The sequence below is a fragment of the Caulobacter sp. DMC95 genome (genome assembly GCF_056313785.1).
Window position 1 is genome coordinate 115,094 of record NZ_JBQUZP010000002.1, and the last position, 17,531, is coordinate 132,624.

18 protein-coding genes and 1 pseudogene are annotated in these 17,531 nt (G+C 67.1%); 9 read left to right on the forward strand and 10 right to left on the reverse strand.

Annotated elements, in window-relative coordinates; all coding sequences use genetic code 11:
- Positions 1-291, forward strand: a complete 291-nt coding sequence (locus ACT53N_RS04420) for a DUF167 domain-containing protein (RefSeq protein ID WP_476063388.1) — start codon at positions 1-3, stop codon at positions 289-291.
- A gap of 221 nt (positions 292-512) precedes the next feature.
- Positions 513-2,279 (forward strand): ATP-binding protein, encoded by a 1,767-nt coding sequence (locus tag ACT53N_RS04425; RefSeq protein WP_476062764.1) that lies wholly within the window; start codon positions 513-515, stop codon positions 2,277-2,279.
- Here ACT53N_RS04425 and ACT53N_RS04430 read toward each other — a convergent pair.
- The 3 genes from ACT53N_RS04430 to ACT53N_RS04440 form a co-directional block, all read right to left on the reverse strand.
- A complete protein-coding gene (locus ACT53N_RS04430; RefSeq protein WP_476062765.1) occupies positions 2,213-2,668 on the reverse strand; it encodes a very short patch repair endonuclease in 456 nt (151 codons plus the stop codon). The two genes, ACT53N_RS04425 and ACT53N_RS04430, sit on opposite strands and share 67 nt — an antisense overlap.
- A gap of 17 nt (positions 2,669-2,685) precedes the next feature.
- Positions 2,686-3,672, reverse strand: a complete 987-nt coding sequence (cysK, locus tag ACT53N_RS04435; RefSeq protein ID WP_476062766.1) for a cysteine synthase A — start codon at positions 3,670-3,672, stop codon at positions 2,686-2,688.
- A 67-nt stretch (positions 3,673-3,739) separates the two neighbouring features.
- On the reverse strand, positions 3,740-4,864 hold the full coding sequence (locus ACT53N_RS04440) for a DNA cytosine methyltransferase (RefSeq protein ID WP_476063389.1): 1,125 nt from the start codon (positions 4,862-4,864) through the stop codon (positions 3,740-3,742).
- Between the two features lie 47 nt (positions 4,865-4,911).
- Here ACT53N_RS04440 and ACT53N_RS04445 point away from each other — a divergent pair, with 47 nt between their 5' ends.
- Positions 4,912-5,346, forward strand: a complete 435-nt coding sequence (locus ACT53N_RS04445; protein WP_476062767.1) for a COG3650 family protein — start codon at positions 4,912-4,914, stop codon at positions 5,344-5,346.
- Here the strand turns inward: ACT53N_RS04445 and ACT53N_RS04450 are convergent.
- From ACT53N_RS04450 to purU, 3 genes are all read right to left on the reverse strand, one after another.
- Positions 5,343-6,620 (reverse strand): serine hydrolase domain-containing protein, encoded by a 1,278-nt coding sequence (locus ACT53N_RS04450; protein WP_476062768.1) that lies wholly within the window; start codon positions 6,618-6,620, stop codon positions 5,343-5,345. The genes ACT53N_RS04445 and ACT53N_RS04450 overlap by 4 nt on opposite strands.
- Before the next feature lie 81 nt (positions 6,621-6,701).
- Positions 6,702-7,766 (reverse strand): dTDP-glucose 4,6-dehydratase, encoded by a 1,065-nt coding sequence (gene rfbB / locus ACT53N_RS04455; RefSeq protein WP_476062769.1) that lies wholly within the window; start codon positions 7,764-7,766, stop codon positions 6,702-6,704.
- Positions 7,767-7,840: 74 nt separating this feature from the next.
- Positions 7,841-8,683 (reverse strand): formyltetrahydrofolate deformylase, encoded by an 843-nt coding sequence (gene purU, locus ACT53N_RS04460; protein WP_476062770.1) that lies wholly within the window; start codon positions 8,681-8,683, stop codon positions 7,841-7,843.
- Between the two features lie 176 nt (positions 8,684-8,859).
- Here purU and argE point away from each other — a divergent pair, with 176 nt between their 5' ends.
- Positions 8,860-10,038 (forward strand): acetylornithine deacetylase, encoded by a 1,179-nt coding sequence (gene argE, locus ACT53N_RS04465; protein WP_476062771.1) that lies wholly within the window; start codon positions 8,860-8,862, stop codon positions 10,036-10,038.
- A gap of 30 nt (positions 10,039-10,068) precedes the next feature.
- Positions 10,069-10,152, forward strand: a pseudogene (locus ACT53N_RS04470) (hypothetical protein); the annotation flags it as partial.
- Between the two features lie 8 nt (positions 10,153-10,160).
- On the opposite strand, the gene ACT53N_RS04475 reads toward ACT53N_RS04470, so the two are convergent.
- Positions 10,161-11,186, reverse strand: coding sequence for a glycosyltransferase family 2 protein (locus tag ACT53N_RS04475; RefSeq protein WP_476062772.1), 1,026 nt, complete (start codon positions 11,184-11,186; stop codon positions 10,161-10,163).
- A gap of 36 nt (positions 11,187-11,222) precedes the next feature.
- Between ACT53N_RS04475 and rfbC the strand changes: the two genes are divergently transcribed.
- From rfbC to ACT53N_RS04490, 3 genes are all read left to right on the forward strand, one after another.
- Entirely contained in the window at positions 11,223-11,780 is a 558-nt protein-coding gene (gene rfbC / locus ACT53N_RS04480; RefSeq protein WP_476062773.1) for a dTDP-4-dehydrorhamnose 3,5-epimerase, read from the forward strand.
- Between the two features lie 120 nt (positions 11,781-11,900).
- Positions 11,901-12,803 (forward strand): alpha/beta fold hydrolase, encoded by a 903-nt coding sequence (locus ACT53N_RS04485; RefSeq protein ID WP_476062774.1) that lies wholly within the window; start codon positions 11,901-11,903, stop codon positions 12,801-12,803.
- A 75-nt stretch (positions 12,804-12,878) separates the two neighbouring features.
- The gene (locus tag ACT53N_RS04490; protein WP_476062775.1) at positions 12,879-14,081 is read left to right on the forward strand and encodes a threonine ammonia-lyase; all 1,203 of its coding nucleotides are present in this window, start codon (positions 12,879-12,881) and stop codon (positions 14,079-14,081) included.
- Between the two features lie 117 nt (positions 14,082-14,198).
- On the opposite strand, the gene ACT53N_RS04495 is transcribed toward ACT53N_RS04490, so the two are convergent.
- Complete coding sequence (locus tag ACT53N_RS04495) at positions 14,199-14,696, reverse strand: FKBP-type peptidyl-prolyl cis-trans isomerase (RefSeq protein ID WP_476062776.1); 498 nt, start codon at positions 14,694-14,696, stop codon at positions 14,199-14,201.
- Positions 14,697-14,839: 143 nt separating this feature from the next.
- Here ACT53N_RS04495 and ACT53N_RS04500 point away from each other — a divergent pair, with 143 nt between their 5' ends.
- The gene (locus ACT53N_RS04500; protein WP_476062777.1) at positions 14,840-15,736 is read left to right on the forward strand and encodes a UTP--glucose-1-phosphate uridylyltransferase; all 897 of its coding nucleotides are present in this window, start codon (positions 14,840-14,842) and stop codon (positions 15,734-15,736) included.
- On the opposite strand, the gene queG is transcribed toward ACT53N_RS04500, so the two are convergent.
- Together queG and fzlA are read right to left on the reverse strand one after the other, a co-directional pair.
- Complete coding sequence (gene queG, locus ACT53N_RS04505) at positions 15,733-16,851, reverse strand: tRNA epoxyqueuosine(34) reductase QueG (protein ID WP_476062778.1); 1,119 nt, start codon at positions 16,849-16,851, stop codon at positions 15,733-15,735. The two genes, ACT53N_RS04500 and queG, sit on opposite strands and share 4 nt — an antisense overlap.
- Entirely contained in the window at positions 16,832-17,518 is a 687-nt protein-coding gene (gene fzlA, locus ACT53N_RS04510; protein WP_476062779.1) for an FtsZ-binding protein FzlA, read from the reverse strand. Before fzlA ends, queG begins: the two co-directional genes overlap by 20 nt.
- Positions 17,519-17,531: the final 13 nt, after the last annotated feature.

Here is a 17,531-nt window from a genome sequence, read left to right on the forward strand (position 1 = left end):
CTGGTGGTCCTCACCCTCGTGGTGCGCCTCACCCCCCGTAGCGGCCGCGACGCCGCAGAGGGTTGGGCGCACGACGGCGACGGTCGTCCTTACCTGAAGGTGCGGGTCTCAAGCCCACCCGTCGAGGGTGCGGCGAACGCGGCCCTGATCGCCTTCGTCGCCAAGACCCTGAAGGTTCCGCGGTCAGCCGTTCGCTTGGCGGCGGGCGAGACATCGCGATTAAAGCGGCTGGAGCTGGACGGCGTCGATTCCGCCGATCTGGCGCGCGTATTCGGAGCGCCGCCCTCGTAAGGCCGCCGCACCGCCGAGGGTCGGCAGCGGCAATCGGCTCATATTGGAATTTTATTCCCTATACTGCCGGTTTTGGGCCCGCTTGCGCAACAATGAACCTTAGCCCGCTGATTTCGCCAAGCCATTGACGAAACGCTGGTCTTTCATTTCCTTTTAGCCCCTCACGGCTAGCGTGATCGGGTTAGGGATTGCTCTGCGATCTCCGGGGGGACAGAGCGCCCATGAGCGCCGCAACAAAGGAGATCGACGTGGCCCGCGCCGTCGCCTCGCGACGCGCCAATACGTACCTGCGCCTGGCGTCGACCCTGGCGATCTCCGTGATCCTGCATGTCTTTGTGGGCATGCGTTGGGTTTGGATCTGGGCCGGGCTCTACACCGCAATCCAACTCTTCGAGACCTGGCTTTCGATCCGGACCTTCGAACGTCCGGCGCGTCCAGGTGATCCTTGGCGACGTGTGGCGACCACCGTCCCGCCCTTCCTGACCTCCGCCGTCTTCGGGTTCCTGGCGATCCCCTTGTTCGCTTCCGAAGCGCGGTTCGCGCCGACCCTGGGGGGTATGCTGTTGGCCGGGGCGCTGATGAATGTCGTCGTCGTCAACGGAAGCCTGCGCTCGGCGACCATCGCCGCGGCCACGCCGCATATCCTCTATCTCCTGATCATCCCGATCATCGCCCGCCAGGCCAATCCCGACGCGCCTCTGGCCAACGCCCTGTGGTTTGGGGCGCTGTTGCTGATCGCGGCGGTGGCTGTCGCGTCACGCACCCTCCGCGCCGCCCTGAAGGCCGAGGCCGACGCCAAGACGGAGGCCGAGCGTCGCCGCCATGAGGCTGAAGAAGCCGTCGCGGCGAAATCGGCCTTCGTGGCCATGATCAGCCACGAGCTTCGGACCCCGATCAGCGCCATTCTCGCAGGAGCCGCCCGCCTGCACAGCGAGGTTCCCGAGGCTAGCTCCAAGGTTCACGCCCAGTTGATCGCCGACGCCGGCGGACTGATGCGGACGCTTCTGAACGATCTGCTGGACTTCTCGCGTCTCGAAGCGGGCCGAATGTCGGTGGAGAAGACCCCGTTCAACCTCCGCCAAAGCCTGTCGGACACGCTGCGCCTGTGGCGCCCGGAGCTTGCCCGCGAGGGGCTGAAGCTGCGGGTGACCGGCGCCTCAACCATTCCTCAGTGGGTCGTCGGCGACGCCATGCGCCTCAAACAGGTGCTGAACAACCTGCTATCCAACGCGGCGAAGTTCACCTCGCACGGCGGGGTCTCCGTCACCCTGGCGGCCGAGACCGTCGACGATCAGATACGCCTCCGCGTCGAAGTACTGGATACGGGCCCTGGCATTCCGGAGGCCGCCCTGCCCCGCCTGTTCACGCCCTTCGACCAGCTGAACGCCTCGGTGGTTCGCCAACACGGCGGGTCCGGCCTTGGCTTAGCCATCAGCCGCGAGCTGGCGCGGCTGATGGGCGGCGATCTGATCGCCGTCAGTGCGCAAGGCCAGGGCGCGTGCTTCCGCCTGTCTGTCCTGCTGGAAGCCGCCGAAGCGCCTCAGGTTCAGGCCAACGGCCCCTCGATCAGCGGCCTGCGTGTGCTGGTCGTCGACGATCACGTCGTAAATCGACGCGCGGTCGAACTGATCCTGCAGCCCTTTGGCGTAGAGGCGACCCTGGTCGAGTCGGGCGAGGAAGCCCTCGAACTTCTCCGCTCGGAGGTCTTCGACGCCATTCTGATGGACGTCTACATGCCCGGAATGGACGGCCGCGAGGCCACGCGCGTCCTGCGCGCCGCCCAGGGGCCCAATCGCCACGCCCCGGTCATCGCGGTGACCGCTTCGGCCACGGTCAAGGATTGGGAGGCTTGCGCGGCGGCCGGCATGAACGCGCACGTCGCCAAACCGATCGATCCGGCGGAACTGTTCTCGACGCTCGCTCAGGTCATGGCTGCGGGTGACGCTGACGGGCTTGCTGGTCCCGACGTCGCCTCGAGCAGCGCCTGAAGTCGAGCGGTTAGCGCCGCTTCATCTCTGAAGTCACATTCCCAGACAATTTCGGCCCGCCATCCGGCGTCAGACAGAGCCGCCAAGACCCGCGCATCTCGCGTGACGTTTCGGGCGATCTTGGCCTGCCAATAGTCGCGATTGGCCTTCGGCGTGCGCGCGCCCCGGGCGCAGTCATGGCCATGCCAGAAGCAGCCGTGCACGAAGAAGACCAGCCTCCGTCCCGGCATGACCACGTCCGGCGAACCCGGCAGGTCCTTGCGATGCAGACGATAACGAGCGCCCAGCCCCGTCAGCAATCGCCGCAGCCGGAGCTCAGGACCGGTGTCCCGGCTCCGCACACGCGCCATCACGGCCGACCGCTTGGCCTTGTCATAGACGTCGGACACGGCGCCCGACCGCCGGCCTACAGGCCGTCGAACAGAGCCGTCGACAGGTAGCGCTCGGCGAAGCTGGGAATGATCACGACGATCGTCTTGCCCTTGTAGGCGTCGCGCAGGGCCAGATCGAACGCCGCCGTCAGGGCCGCGCCCGAGCTGATGCCCACCGGCAGACCCTCGGTGGCCGCCGCGCGACGCGCCATGGCGAAGGCGTCGTCATTGCTGACCTGGACGATGTCGTCGATCACGCCGCGATCCAGCACGCCCGGCACGAAGCCCGCGCCGATGCCCTGGATCTTGTGCGGGCCGGGCGCGCCGCCCGACAGGACCGGAGAAGCCTCGGGCTCGACCGCGACCATCTTCAGCGACGGCTTACGGGCCTTGAGCGCCTGGCCAACGCCGGTGATGGTGCCGCCGGTGCCGACGCCCGAGACCACCGCGTCGACCGCGCCGGCGGTGTCGTTCCAGATCTCCTCCGCGGTCGAGACTCGGTGAATCAGCGGATTGGCGCTGTTCTCGAACTGTTGCGGCATCACCGCGCCAGGCGTCGCCTCGATCAGCTCCTGAGCGCGCGAGACGGCGCCGCGCATGCCCTTCTCGGCCGGGGTCAGCTCCAGCTTGGCGCCCAGCAGCAGCAGCATCTTGCGACGCTCGATCGACATGCTCTCGGGCATGACCAGGGTGAGCTTGTAGCCCTTGGCGGCCGCCACGAAGGCCAGGGCGATGCCGGTGTTGCCCGAGGTCGGCTCGATGATCGTCGCGCCCGGCTTGAGGACCCCTTGCGCCTCCAGCGCCTCGATCATCGAGACGCCGATCCGGTCCTTCACCGAGGCGATCGGGTTGAAGAACTCCAGCTTGGCCAGGACCTCGGCCTTGGGGTTCAGCTCGGCCGTCAGGCGGGGCAGGCGCACCAGCGGGGTGTCACCGATCGTGTCGATGATAGAGTCATAGATCTTACCGCGGCCCGCGCGCTTGAAGCGGGCGGCGTCGTAGAGGGAGGAAGCGTCGTCCATCGGAACACCCTTGGGCCTGTTGCGGGGAGGCGGCACCCTAGACCCGCCTCAGGCCGCTGTCAGGGGGTCATTCGGCGGCGAGGCTTGCAGTTTTGCTATCAACAAGCGGCGCCAGAAGAGTTTCGGCGAGCCAGCGAACGACGGGAACGGCGACGCCATCGCCCATGACCTGCAGGCCAGCGGTCTGGGACTTGGGCAGCTGATAGCTCTCGGGTAGCCCCATCAGGCGTGCGGCCTCGCGCGGCAAGATCAGGCGGGAACGAACTTGCCCCTCGTCGATCACCAGCAGAGTCTGGCGCGAAGAACCGCCCCTGGGGGTGCGCAAGCATCCGGCGAGACCGTCGAACCGGACCTCGGCACGCTGCTCCCCGCCGCGCATGCGCCGGAAGACCGCGCCCACGGCCCGTTCGCGTCCCGCCTGACGGGCCTCGACGGCGGCGCGATGGGATGGCGCCATCAGCGCCAGCAGGGCTGCGGTGCGTTCCGGCGGGTTCCAGACGACCTTGTCGTCAGGCTCCAGCATCGTAGCGAGGTCCGTGTTGCGCGCGGGCGGCGACGGCGCGCCCCACCAGATCCAGGACGCCTGAAGCAGCGGCGGCAGACGCGCCGCCGCCTCGCGGACCGCCCGCGTGTGGAAGGCGCTGGGCCCAACGAGGTCGCCGGGCGGGTTCCGTGTGGCGATAACAAAGACGCGCGGCCTGGACTGAGGCACGAACGCGGCGGCGTCGATCTCCAGCGCGCCGAACCGATAACCTTCCTCATGCAGGGCTTGGCACAGCGCGGTGAAGTCAGCGCCGCCGTGCGAGGTCAGAAGGCCGACCACGTTCTCGATCACAATCACGGACGGCGCGCGCGCCTCCGCAGAAAGGGCCCGCATCAGACTCCAGAAGCCGAAGAAAGCGGAAGACCGGCCGCCCGAGAGCCCCGCCCGGCCGCCCGCCAAGCTGAAGTCCTGACAAGGACTGGAGGCCCAGGCCAGATCGGCGGTGGGCAAGCGCTCGGCGCTGAGCGCGAAAACATCGCCTTCCTGCAAATGCTCGGCGGCGTCCGCGAAATTGGCGCGATAGGTCGCGGCCTTGACGGGATCGAAGTCATTGGCGAAAGCGCACGACCATGCGTCGCCCAGGCCGAGACGGGCCATGCCGCCGCCGGCGAAGAACTCCAGAAAGCGCCTTTGACCGTTCCGATTCATCACGGGGGAGTCTAGCCTCAAGCGACCTTTGGGGGATAGCCAGAGACATGCGTCACGCCCTGCTGATCACCGCCGCCCTGATGCTCGCCGCCTGCGGAGCGCCGATGGGCTCGTCGGAGGACGCGCCGCCGCCAGCCGACGCGCCGATCACGGTCGGCCCCGACTATTCCGGCGATTTCGATGCGATCGGGACCGAGCCCTTCTGGTCGGTGAAGGTCCGCGCCGCCAGCTTCACCCTGACGCGTCCGGACCAGCCTGAGGTGACCACCGCGAACCCAGGCGTGCGAGCCGATGGCGAGCAGGGCGTCTGGGACGGCACGGCGGGCGAACAAAGGCTGGTCCTGCGGCTCACGCCGGGCGAATGCTCGGACGGCATGTCGGACCGCCGCTACGGCTACGCCGCCGAGGTCTGGATCGACGGCGAGACCCTGCGGGGCTGCGCGGCCAAGACCGCCGCCCTGGCCGCCCAGCCGAAGCCTTAGTCGCCCTTCGGCCCCAGATAGTCTGGGCCATAGACGGCCGCGCGAAGATCCCGGTGCAGGGTCCCGTCGAACGGCACGGTCTGCACGAAGAAGACCGCGGTCAGCTGGTTGGCCGGATCGACCCAGAACACCGTGCTGGCCATGCCGTCCCAGAAGTATTCGCCCACCGCCCCGCGATTTTCGTCCGGCGTCTGGGGCTGGCGCTTGCGGACGGCGACATCGAAGCCGAAGCCGACGGCGCCCTTGCTGGGGAGCCAGCTTCGCGCCGTCACCCGGGGATCGAGATGGTCGGAGGCCATCAAGCGCACGGTCGAGGGCTTGAGGATCCGTACGCCGTCCAAAGCGCCTTCGCCGAGCAGCATGCGGGAAAAGCGGGCGTAGTCGTCGATCGACGCCACTAGCCCCGCCCCGCCCATGGTCAGGCGTCGGCTGGGGTCGAAGTTCATCCGCCGCGTGACGGCGTCGTCCTGGCGCGCCAGCTTGCCGTCCGCACCCTTCTGGTAGGTCGCCGCCAGACCGGCGAAGGCGGCCTCCGGCTGGGTCCAGGCGGTCCTCGTCATGCCCAGCGGCCCAAGGATGTTGGCCTTGACGTAGGTCTCGAACGGCTGGCCTGACAGCCTTTCCACCAGCAGCGCCTGGACGTCGACGGCGACGCTGTAGTTCCATTGCTCGCCCGGATCGTACAGCAAGGGCGCGGTCGCCAGGCGACGGCCGAACTCGGCGAGGTCGTTGTTCAGGTTCAGCGGATCGGCGGCGCGGAAGGCCGCATCGGCAGGGGTCTCGCCCCAGCCGTACGAAAAGCCCGCCGTGTGGCGCAGGATGTCGCGGATCAGGATCGGCCGCGCCGCCGGCCGCACGCCGCCCTGGCCGTCCGACACCTTCATGTCGGCGAATTCGGGCAGGTAGCGCGACAGCGGGTCGTCCAGGCCGAACTTGCCCTGCTCCCAAAGCTGCATCAGGGCCACGCCCGTGACGGGCTTGGTCATCGAGAAGATCTGGACCAGGGTGTCGCGACGCATCGGCTTTGCGACCTCGCGGTCGGCCATCCCCGCCGCCCCGAAATAGCGCTCCTGCCCATCCTTCCAGACCAGCGCGGAGACTCCGACAGCGCGGCCGCTGTCGACCATGGCCTTCAGCGCCGCGTCGATCCTGGCTTTGTCGATCTTGACGCTCGCCGAAGCCTCGACGGCGCGAGCGGGCGCGGCGATCGCGGGCGCGGTTCCCGCGTAAAGCAGCGAAGCCGCCGCAACGGCGAGCACGAACTTCTTGGACACGCGACCTCCCACAACGCCCTTATGACAACGATGGACTGTCGCCGAGCAAGCAGGGCTTTTCCAGCGTGACGTGGTCGTAGCCTACTTGGTGAGGCCCAGCCGCTGACCCGCGTAGCGCTCGCGCAGCGGTCCCCACCAGGCCTGGTTGTCGAGGTACCACTGGATGGTCTTGCGCAGGCCGGTGTCGAACGTCTCTTGCGCCTTCCAGCCAAGCTCGGTCTCCAGCTTGGTGGCGTCGATGGCGTAGCGGGCGTCGTGGCCGGGACGGTCGGTGACGAAGGTGATCAGGTCGCGGCGGCTCTGGCCCGCGATCGGGCGGAGCTCATCAAGGATATCGCAGATCGCCTCGACGACCTGCAGGTTGGTGCGCTCGTTGCGGCCGCCGACATTGTAGCTTTCGCCGGGGATGCCCTTCGTCGCGATCAGGTGCAGGGCCCGGGCGTGGTCCTCGACATGCAGCCAGTCGCGGACATTGTCCCCCTTGCCGTAGACCGGCAGCGGCTTGCCCTCGAGGGCGTTCAGCGTGACCAGCGGGATCAGCTTCTCAGGGAAGTGATAGGGTCCGTAGTTGTTCGAGCAGTTGGAGACCACCACCGGCAGGCCGTAGGTGTGATGCCAGGCCCGCGCCAGATGGTCCGACGAGGCCTTCGACGCCGAATAGGGCGAGCGCGGATCGTAGGGCGTGGTCTCGCTGAACAGCCCCTCGGCGCCCAGGCTGCCGAACACCTCGTCCGTCGAGATATGGTGGAAGCGGAAGCGATCCTTGGCCTCGCCCTCCAGGCCCTGCCAATGCTCCAGCGCGGCCTGCAGCATCACATAGGCGCCGACGATGTTGGTCTGGATGAAGTCGCCAGGCCCCGTGATCGAGCGATCAACGTGGCTCTCGGCGGCCAGATGCATTACGACGTCCGGGCGGAACGCCTTGATCGTGGCGCTGACCGCCGTCGCGTCGGCGACGTCGCCCTGCACGAACTGATAGTCGGCCTTGCCCTCCAACATGGCCAGGCTGGCCTGCGAGGCGGCGTAGGTCAGCTTGTCGTAGTTGAGGATCGCGACGTCGTTCTGGCCGGCCAGATGACGGCACACGGCTGAGCCGATGAAGCCCGACCCGCCGGTCACCATCACGCGGAGATTTTGCTGCGACATGCGCTGGACGGCTCTCGCCTCTTCAAGGAGCAAGCCCCGTATCCAGTTTTTAGTGTACGCGCAACTCTCGGCGCCTAGTCGGTGAACACCACCGTCTTGCGGCCATTGAGCAGCACCCGGTCTTCCAGGCGATAGCGGAGGGCCCGCGCCAGAACCCGGCGCTCGATATCGCGGCCCTTGCGGACAAGGTCCTCGGGTGTGTCGCGATGGCTGATGCGCTCGACGTCCTGCTCGATGATCGGGCCTTCATCGAGGTCGCCGGTCACATAGTGGGCCGAGGCGCCGATCAGCTTCACGCCCCGCGCATGGGCCTGGTGGTAGGGCTTGGCGCCCTTGAAGCCTGGCAGGAAGGAGTGGTGGATGTTGATGCACCGGCCCTGCAACTTGGCCGACAGACCATCGGATAGCACCTGCATGTAGCGGGCGAGCACGACGATGTCGGTCTTGGTCTCCTGGATCAGCTTCCACAGCTCGGCTTCCTGCTCGAACTTGGTTTCCTTGGTCACCGGCAGGTGATGGAAAGCCAGGCCCGACAGATCGACGTGAGCGTAGGTTTCGGCCGGGTGGTTGGAGACCACGCCGGTGATGTCCATCGGCAGCTCGCCGATGCGCCAGCGATAGACGAGGTCGGCCAGGCAATGGTCGAACTTGCTGGCCAGCAGCAGCACCCGGTAGCGGTCGGCGCGATTGCGCAGGGTCCACTTCATCTTGAAACCGTCAGCGAGGTCGCCGAAGTCGCCGCGAAGCGCCTCGCGGTCCGCGCCGTCGGCGTCGAAGACCACGCGCATGAAGAACTGACCGGTCTCCTGGTCGTCGAACTGCTGGGCGTCGAGAATGTTGCAGCCGCGCTCGAACAGAAAGGCGGAGACCTTGGCGACGATGCCGCGCTGGTCGGGGCAGGAGAGGGTCAGGATCATGGTCCGCTCCCTCTAGAGAAGCCCGCGCGCAAAGAAAAGCGCTTGATCCCAAAGGGCGAGCACGAAATCACCCAACGGCGCGCAGGCTGGCCGCCACAGGGGCATGTCTTTGCGACGCCAAGTCCTGAGGGGCGCCGGGGTGGCGGATCCCGCGCAAACGGGTCTAGGCTCGGGTTATGGTCGCCTCCTCCGAAGCCCTGTCCGCCCGCGCCATCGACATCCTGGCCAAGCTGGTGGCGTTCGACACCACCTCGCGCCGCTCGAACCTCGAGCTCATCGAATGGGTTGAGCGCTATCTGGCCGACCTGAACGTCCCGACCCGCCGCGTGCCGAACGCAGACGGGACGAAATCGAACCTGATGGCGATCATCGGACCAGCGGTCGACGGCGGGGTCGTGCTGTCGGGCCATACGGATGTGGTGCCGGTCGATGGCCAGCCCTGGTCGAGCGATCCCTGGACGCTGACGGAGCGCGACGGGCGGCTGTATGGGCGCGGGACCTGCGACATGAAGGGCTTCCTGGCTCTGGCCTTGGCCGCCGCGCCCGACCTGGCGGCCGCGCCCCTGCGCAGACCGGTGCATCTGGCCTTCTCCTATGATGAGGAAGTCGGCTGTCTGGGCGCGCCCGACATGATCGAGGTGATCGCCAGCGAAACGCCTCGCCCCGCCCTGGTGGTGGTTGGCGAGCCGACCGACATGGTCGCGGTGCGCGCCCACAAGGGCATCGCCAGCTTCAAGGTCACGGTCACTGGTCGCGAGGCCCATTCCAGCCTCACGCATCTGGGCGTTTCGGCCAACATGGCTGCGATCAAGCTGATGGCTATGCTGGTCGCGTTGTCGGAAAGGCTGGAGCGTGAGGCCGACCCGAACTCGCCGTTCACGCCGAAGGGCGCGACCCTCACCATCGGCCAGGTGAACGGCGGCACGGCGGTCAACATCCTGGCGCGCGAATGCGTGTTCATCTTCGATCTGAGGACGCCCGCCGGGATGGATCCTGTCGCGTTGCTGTCGGACTTCTTCGCCATGGCGTCGGCCCTGAACGCCGAGATCAAGGCCAAGGCGCCCGAGGGCGGCGTCAAGGTCGAGCGACGCTCACTGACGCCCGCCTTCGCGCCCGAGGAAGACGGCGTCGCCGAAGCCTTCGCGCGCAAACTGGCCGGCGATAACGGCCCGGCGCGCGTCGTGCCTTACGCCGCCGAGGCCGGGCAGTTCCAGGGCGCGGGCTTCTCGACCGTGATCTGCGGTCCGGGCTCGATCGACCAGGCCCACCAGCCCGATGAGTATGTCGAGATCAGCCAGATGCAGCGCGGCGCGGCGTTCATGAGGCGGCTGATCGAGGACCTGACAATTCAATAGCCGTCATCCCGCGACTTGTTCGCGGGACCCATGGTTCAGCTTCCACGTGAGAGCTTCATTCCGCTGCGCACTTGTGGCGGACAAATGGGTCCCGCGCATAAAGCGCGGGATGACGGGGACAGTTAGCCCCCTCTCCATTTCCTGATCACGAACCGCCGGCCGATGAACGCCGCCGGATCGATCGACATCACCCGCAGGATCGCGCCCGGTGAAACCTTCCGCCGGGCCTGGATCTCGCGGCGGTCGGCCATCACCTGGTCCAGATCCTCGCGCTTTAGGGCCGCGCGGATGCCGCGGATGGCCGGGGCCACGTCCCCCCGCCGCCAGTGCAGCAGCAACAGACCGGCCGTGACCGCCACATGCAGCGGCAGCGTGACCGGCAAAAGCCAGCCAGGCGTGTTCTTCAAGAAGGTCCAGACGCGGTTGCGCGAGCCGTGGAAGATCGAGAAATCCGACCGAACCCCGGTGCTGGCTGAGCCCACATGAGCGACCTTGGCCTTGGGCAAGAGCAGCGTAGGCTCGCCATAGAGCCGGAGGCGATAGCCCAGATCGACGTCCTCGCAGTAGCAGAAGTAGCGCTCGTCAAAGCCCCCGACCGCCAGGAAAAGCTCCCGGTCGATCAGCATCGCCGCGCCGCAGGCCGAGAACACCTCGCCCTCGGGTAATACCGCCGGGGCCTTGCGGCCATACCCGCCACGGAACGGTATGCCCGCGCTGGTGACATTGTCCCCGGCCCCGTCCAGCAGGCCGGGACGATCGGCGGAGAGCTGGAGGGAGGCAAAGCTCTTCACGGTCGGGTGGCGCGCGGCGCCCGCCATTAGCTCTTCAAGCCAGTCGGGTTCGGCATAGGCGTCTGGATTGAGCAATACCAGCCACCGGCCCTTGGCGCGGCGGGCCGCCAGATTGTTGCCGGCGGCGAAGCCGAGATTGACGCCCGCCTCGACGAAATCGACCCACGGGTGAGCCTTGGCGGCGGCCTGGGGCGCGCCGTCGGTCGAGGCGTTGTCGATCAGGATCGTCTCGAAGTCGCGGAATGTCTGCGCCGCGAGCCTCGCCAGGCAAGGCTCCAGCGTCGGACCGCTCTGGTACGAGACAATGATCACCGTCACCGCCGGGCCGGTCTTGTGTTCGATCGTTTCAGGCGGCATCGGTGGTCAACGAGTTCCAGAACAAAGTATCGCGTCATGAAGATCACGCCGCTGGCGATCCCCGAAGTGCTGCTTATCACGCCCGCGCGTCATGGCGATGAGCGCGGCTGGTTTTCGGAAACCTTCCGCCAGGCGGCGCTGGAAGAGGCCGGGTTCAACGCGGCGTTCGTCCAAGACAACCATGTGCGCTCGACGACGCGCGGCATCCAGCGCGGCCTGCACTACCAGAAGCCGCCCCACGCCCAGGACAAGTTGCTGCGCTGCGTGGTCGGCTCGATCTTCGACGTGGCGGTCGACATTCGCAAAGGCTCGCCGACTTTCGGCCAATGGGTCGGGGCCGAGCTGTCGGCCGAAAACCGCCAGCAACTGCTCGTGCCCAAGGGCTTCGCCCATGGCTATGTGACCCTGACCGACGCCTGCGAGGTGCTCTACAAGGTCACCGACTACTACGCGCCCCAGGCCGAAGGCGGCGTGCGCTGGAGCGATCCCGCCATCGGGATTGATTGGCCGATCCCGGTTACGGAGATCACCGCCAACGATCGCGACAACACAGCGCCGCTGCTGGGCGAAATAGAGTCGCCGTTCGAGTACTGAGATCCTCCCCCAGCGGGGGATATGTCCGCAAAGCGGACGGTGGGGGAAGTTCCGGAGAGCCTACCACTTCCCTCTCCGTCGCCTTTCGGCGACACCTTTCCCTTAGGGAGAGGATTTGAGATGACCGCTTTCACCGACCTGTTCTGGACCTCCCACGACGGCCTCCGGCTGCACGCGCGCGACTACGCGCCGGCCGGGGAGGCGCGCGGGGCTCCGGTGATCTGCATCCACGGCCTGACCCGAAACGCCCGAGACTTCGAGGACCTGGCTCCCAGGATCGCCGCCACAGGCCGTCGCGTGCTGGCGGTAGATGTGCGAGGACGAGGCCTCTCGGCGCGCGATCCCCAGCCGATGAACTACCACCCGGGAACCTACGCAGCCGACGTTGTCAGCCTGCTGGCGGCGGCCGGTATCGAGCGCGCGGTGTTCGTCGGCACCAGCATGGGCGGGCTGATCACCCTGGTGCTCACCTCGCTGAAGCCCGAAGCCATCGCGGCGGCGGTGCTGAACGATGTCGGTCCCGAGCTGTCGCCGGTAGGACTGGCCCGGATCGCCGGCTACACCGGTCTCGCCAGCCGCTTCGACACCTGGGACGCCGCCGTAGCCTACGCCACGGCGATCAACGAGGCGGCCTTCCCGGGCTATGGACCGGACGATTGGGAGGCCTTCGCCCGCCGCCTGTTCGACGAAACCGACGACGGCTTCGTGCTGGCCTACGACCCCGATATCTCCGCCCCGATCAAGGCCGCCGCGCAGGCTGCGGCCAAGACCCAGGCCGAGGGCGGTCAGGCCCTGGCGCCGCCGGACATGTATCCGCTGTTCCGGGCCCTGACGAAGGGGCGGCCGGTGCTGCTGGTGCGCGGCGCCATCTCCGACCTGATCGACGGCGACATCGCCCAACGGATGCGCGCCGCCGCGCCCGACATGGCCTATGCCGAAGTCCCCGGTGTCGGTCACGCGCCCATGCTGACCGAGCCGGAAGCCTGGGCGGCGATAGAAAAGCTGCTGACCGAAGCGCCGTAAGGGACGTGAACGGAAAGCCTCGCCGTGCTAGAGGCGCGGCCACGGCGCTTTTTCGCCGCGACAGAAGTGGACGACATGACCCTCGACCTCGCCGCCATCCAGGCCGCCGCCGGCCGTCTCCAAGGCCAGATCGAGCGCACGCCGTGCCGCCACTCCAAGACCCTCTCGAAGATTACCGGCGCCGAGGTGTGGGTGAAGTTCGAGAACCTGCAGTTCACCGCCGCCTACAAGGAGCGCGGCGCGCTGAACAAGCTGATGCTTCTGTCAGAGACCGAAAAGCAGCGCGGCGTCATCGCCGCCAGCGCCGGCAACCACGCCCAGGGCCTGGCCTATCACGGCGCCCGCCTTGGCGTGCCGGTCACCATTGTCATGCCCAAGACGACGCCCTTCGTGAAGGTGCAGCACACGCGCGACTTCGGCGCGACCGTGGTCATCGAGGGCGAGACCTATGACGACGCCAACGCCCACGCCCGCAAGCTGCGCGACGAGCAGGGCCTGACCTTCGTCCACCCGTTCGACGACTACGACATCATGGCCGGCCAGGGCACGATCGCTCTTGAGATGCTGGAAGACGCGCCCGACCTCGAGGTCCTGCCCGTGCCGATCGGCGGCGGCGGCCTGATCAGCGGCGTGGCGACAGCGGCTAAGGCCTTGAAGCCCGATATCCGCATCATCGGCTGCGAACCGGCCATGTACCCGTCCTTCACCGCCAAGATGCGCGGTGTCGCCGCTCACTGCGGCGGCCAGACCATCGCTGAAGGCGTCGCGGTCAAACAGGTCGGGGAGCTGACCTATGGCGTCGTTCGCCCACTGCTGGACGACGTACTGCTGCTGGAAGAGCCCTATCTGGAACAGGCCGTCTCGCTGTACTGCAACGTCGAGAAGACCATCGCCGAGGGCGCGGGCGCGGCCTCGCTGGCCGCCCTGCTGGCCTATCCGGAACGCTTCCGGGGCAAGAAGTGCGGCCTGATCCTGTGCGGCGGCAATATCGACACCCGCCTGCTGGCCTCGGTGTTGACCCGCGAACTGGTCCGCGCCCAGCGCCTGATCAGCCTGCGGATCATCGGCGACGACCGCCCGGGCCTGCTGTCGACCGTGGCCTCGGTGATCGGGACCATGGGCGCCAATATCATCGAGGTGAACCACAACCGCCTGGCCCTGGACGTGCCGGCCAAAGGCGCGGAGTTCGACATCACCATCGAAACCCGCGACGCCCAGCACACCCAGGACGTCATGGAAGCCCTGCGCGAGAGCGGCTATCCGCCGCGAGCGGTTTAGTAGAGCACTTGTCATCCCGGACGGCCAAAGGCCGATCCGGGACCGCCGGAAGTCCTCAACCCTCAGCGTTCCGCGCTCCGGGCTCTTCGCTACGCTACGGCCGGGATGACATCGAAGCTATTGTTTCGGCTTACCCGGCCCGATCCGGTTCACGTCGAGCAGTTCGATCCGGAAGATCATCACGCTGTTGGCGGGGATCGGGCCCTTGTCCTGCGCGCCGTAGCCCAGGGCCGGCGGCACGTAGAGAATCCACTCATCCCCGGCCTTCATGCGCTGCAGGGCGATGACCCAGGCCGGCACCAGCCCGTCCAGCGGGAACACGGCCGGCACGCCGCGCTCGTAGCTGGAGTCGAACACCGTGCCGTCGATCAGCTTGCCCTCGTAGTGGACCTTGACCTCGTCGGCCTTGTTCGGGTGCATGCCGCCGTTCGGCCCTTCGCGCACGACCTTGTACTGCAGCCCCTGGGGCAGGGTGACGACGCCCGGCTCCTTGGCGTTCTTGGCCATGAAGGCGTCGGCGACGGCGAGATTCTCCTGCGCCTTCTTGCTGGGCCCGCAGGCGGAGAGCGTCAAACCAGCGACAGCGAAGGCGGCGAGCAGGGCGCGGCGATGCATGAGAACCTCGATCCAAACAGGCCGTCCAGCTAGCACGGCCTGCTCGAAATTCCACGCCTCGACGTCCCTAAGGGCTCGCGCGGCGCTGATTTCACGGAACAGTGGTGGCGCTCCTGCGACGAGGCGCCTAGAAACAGCGACCTGTGTCCGCAGACGAGATCGCCATGAAACCCGTTCGCAAAGCTGTTCTGCCCGTCGCCGGTCTCGGCACCCGTGTCCTGCCGGGCACCAAGACCACGCCCAAAGAACTGCTGAACGTCGTCGACCGGCCAATTCTGTCCTACATCGTCGAAGAAGGTCGCAAGGCCGGTATCGAACACTTCGTCTTCGTCACGGGCCGCTCGAAAGGCGCGATCGAGGACTATTTCGATCATCAGGTCGAGCTTGAGGCCCAGCTGGAGGCCAAGGGCAAGACGGACATCCTCGAGCAACTGCGCGCGGAGCTGCCCAAGCCCGGCGAAATGAGCTTTGTGCGCCAGATGGCGCCCCTGGGCCTCGGGCATGCCGTCTGGTGCGCCCGTGACATCATCGGCGACGAGCCCTTTGCGGTCATGCTGCCGGACGTCATCGTCGACGCCGAACGCGCGTGCCTCGGCCAACTGATCGACCTCTACAACAAGGTCGGCGGCGGCAATGTCATCGGCGTCGAGGAAGTGCCGGAAAGCGAAACGCACAAGTATGGTGTCGTCGCCCCGGGCAAGGTCGATGGCCGTATGGCCACCATGACCGGCATGGTCGAAAAGCCGCCGCAAGGCACGGCGCCGTCCAACTGGGCGATCGCTGGCCGCTACATCCTGCAGCCCGAGATCTTCGCCCTGCTGGCCGCCCAGGAGCGGGGCGCAGGCAACGAGATCCAGCTGACCGACTCGATGGCGAAGCTGATGCAGGATCAGGCCTTCCACGCCTATGTCTATGAGGGCGTGACCCACGACTGCGGCGACAAGATCGGCCTGCTGCGCGCCAATGTGGCCCTGGCCTTGAAGCGTCCCGACCTGGGCGCGGCCGCCCGCGCGGCGGTTGAGACGGCGCTGAAGGCTTAAGACCACTCGGCGAGGACGCTCTCGTTGTCCTCGCGCCCTTTAAGGGCTGCCGCGTCGTCTCCGAGCAGGCGACGCGCGGCCCATACCGCCGCGCCGCGAACCACGGGCGCTGGGTCGACCAGCAGCGGCTCGACCACCGTCATCAAGCCGGCGTCCCCGCTGTTGCCGATCGCGTAGAGGACGTTGCGCACGAAGCGGTCGCGACCGATCCGCTTGATCGGGTTCTTCGAGAACAATGCCCGGAACCCGGCGTCGTCCAGCACCGCCAGTTCGGCCAGGGACGGCTGACGCAAGGCCTCGCGCGCCACCAGCTTGGCTTCGTTGGATAGCGACGCGAACTTGTTCCACGGACACACCGCCAAGCAGTCGTCGCAGCCATAAATCCGGTTGCCTAGCGCGGGCCGAAACTCCGCCGGGATCGGTCCGGCCAGCTCGATGGTCAGGTAGGAGATGCAGCGCCGCGCATCCAGTTGGCGCGGCGCGGGGAACGCCTGGGTCGGGCAGATGTCGAGGCACGCCCGGCACGAGCCGCAGTGATCGACCTCGGCGTCGTCCGGTGGCAGGTCGAGCGTCGTCAGCACGCTGCCGAGGAACAGCCAGGAACCGAACCCACGCGACACCAGATTGGTGTGCTTGCCCTGCCAGCCCAGGCCCGCCCGCTCGGCCAGCGGCTTTTCGAGCAGCGGCGCGGTGTCGACAAAGACCTTCACGTCCTGGCCGAACCGGCGATGCATCCAGCCCGCCAGCACTTTCAGACGCTTCTTGATGACGTCGTGATAGTCGTCGCCCTGGGCGTAGACCGAGATCGCCGCGCGCCCTGAATCGACGAGCTGTTCCATCGGATCGATGTCAGGGCCGTAGTTGACGCCCAGCACCACCGCCGATTTCGCATCGCTCCACATGGCGGTCGGATGCGCGCGCCGCTCCAGCGTCTCCTCCATCCAGCCCATCGCGCCGTGACGCTCGGCCTGAACGAACTCTCGCAGCCAGTCGCCGTTAGGCCAGGCGTCGGTGGCGCTGGCGAAGCCGCAGGCGGAGAAGCCGAGACTTAAGGCCTCGGCGCGGATCTCATCCTTGATGCGGTCTGGCGAAAGCTCAGAAATCGAGGTCGTCATAATGCGCGGCCGGCGCGAGGCCGGGCCAGCGGTCGGCCAGGATCGGCCTGAAGCATGGCCTCGACTTGAGCTTCATGTACCACGTCTTGGCGGTCGGGAAGTCCTTCCACGGCACGTCGCCGAAGTAGTCGATCACCGACAGGTGCGCGGCAGCGGCGAAGTCGGCCAGGCTCATCCGGCGTCCGGCCAGCCAATCGCGGGTCTGCAACAGGCTTTCGATATAGCCCAGATGCATGCGCAGCGCCTCGCGGCCCTGACGCAGCGCGGCAAGGTCGGGCGCGCCCATCCGGAGCAGGCGCTTTTCCATCTTCTCGTGAAGCAGGAAGCCGTTGACCTCGTTGTCGAACTTGCGGTCGAACCATTGCAGCAGCCGGCGGGCCTCGGCGCGCTCGGCCGGATCGCGGCCAAGAAGCGGCGGCTCGGTTTCGGTCTCTTCGATGTGTTCGAGGATCGCGCGCGTCTCGCAGACCACCAGATTGCGCTGATGTTTGGTCTCGACCAGCACCGGTGGCATGCCGGAGGGGTTCAGCGCGGTGAACTCGGGCGGCATCTCCCAATAGCGAACCTGAATCTCGACAAACGGCAGGCGCTTCTCGCCCAACGCCAAGCGCACCTGTCGCGAGGCGGGATCGAGGGGGAAATGATGAAGTGTACGTTCGACGCTCATGCCCAGGCGCAAT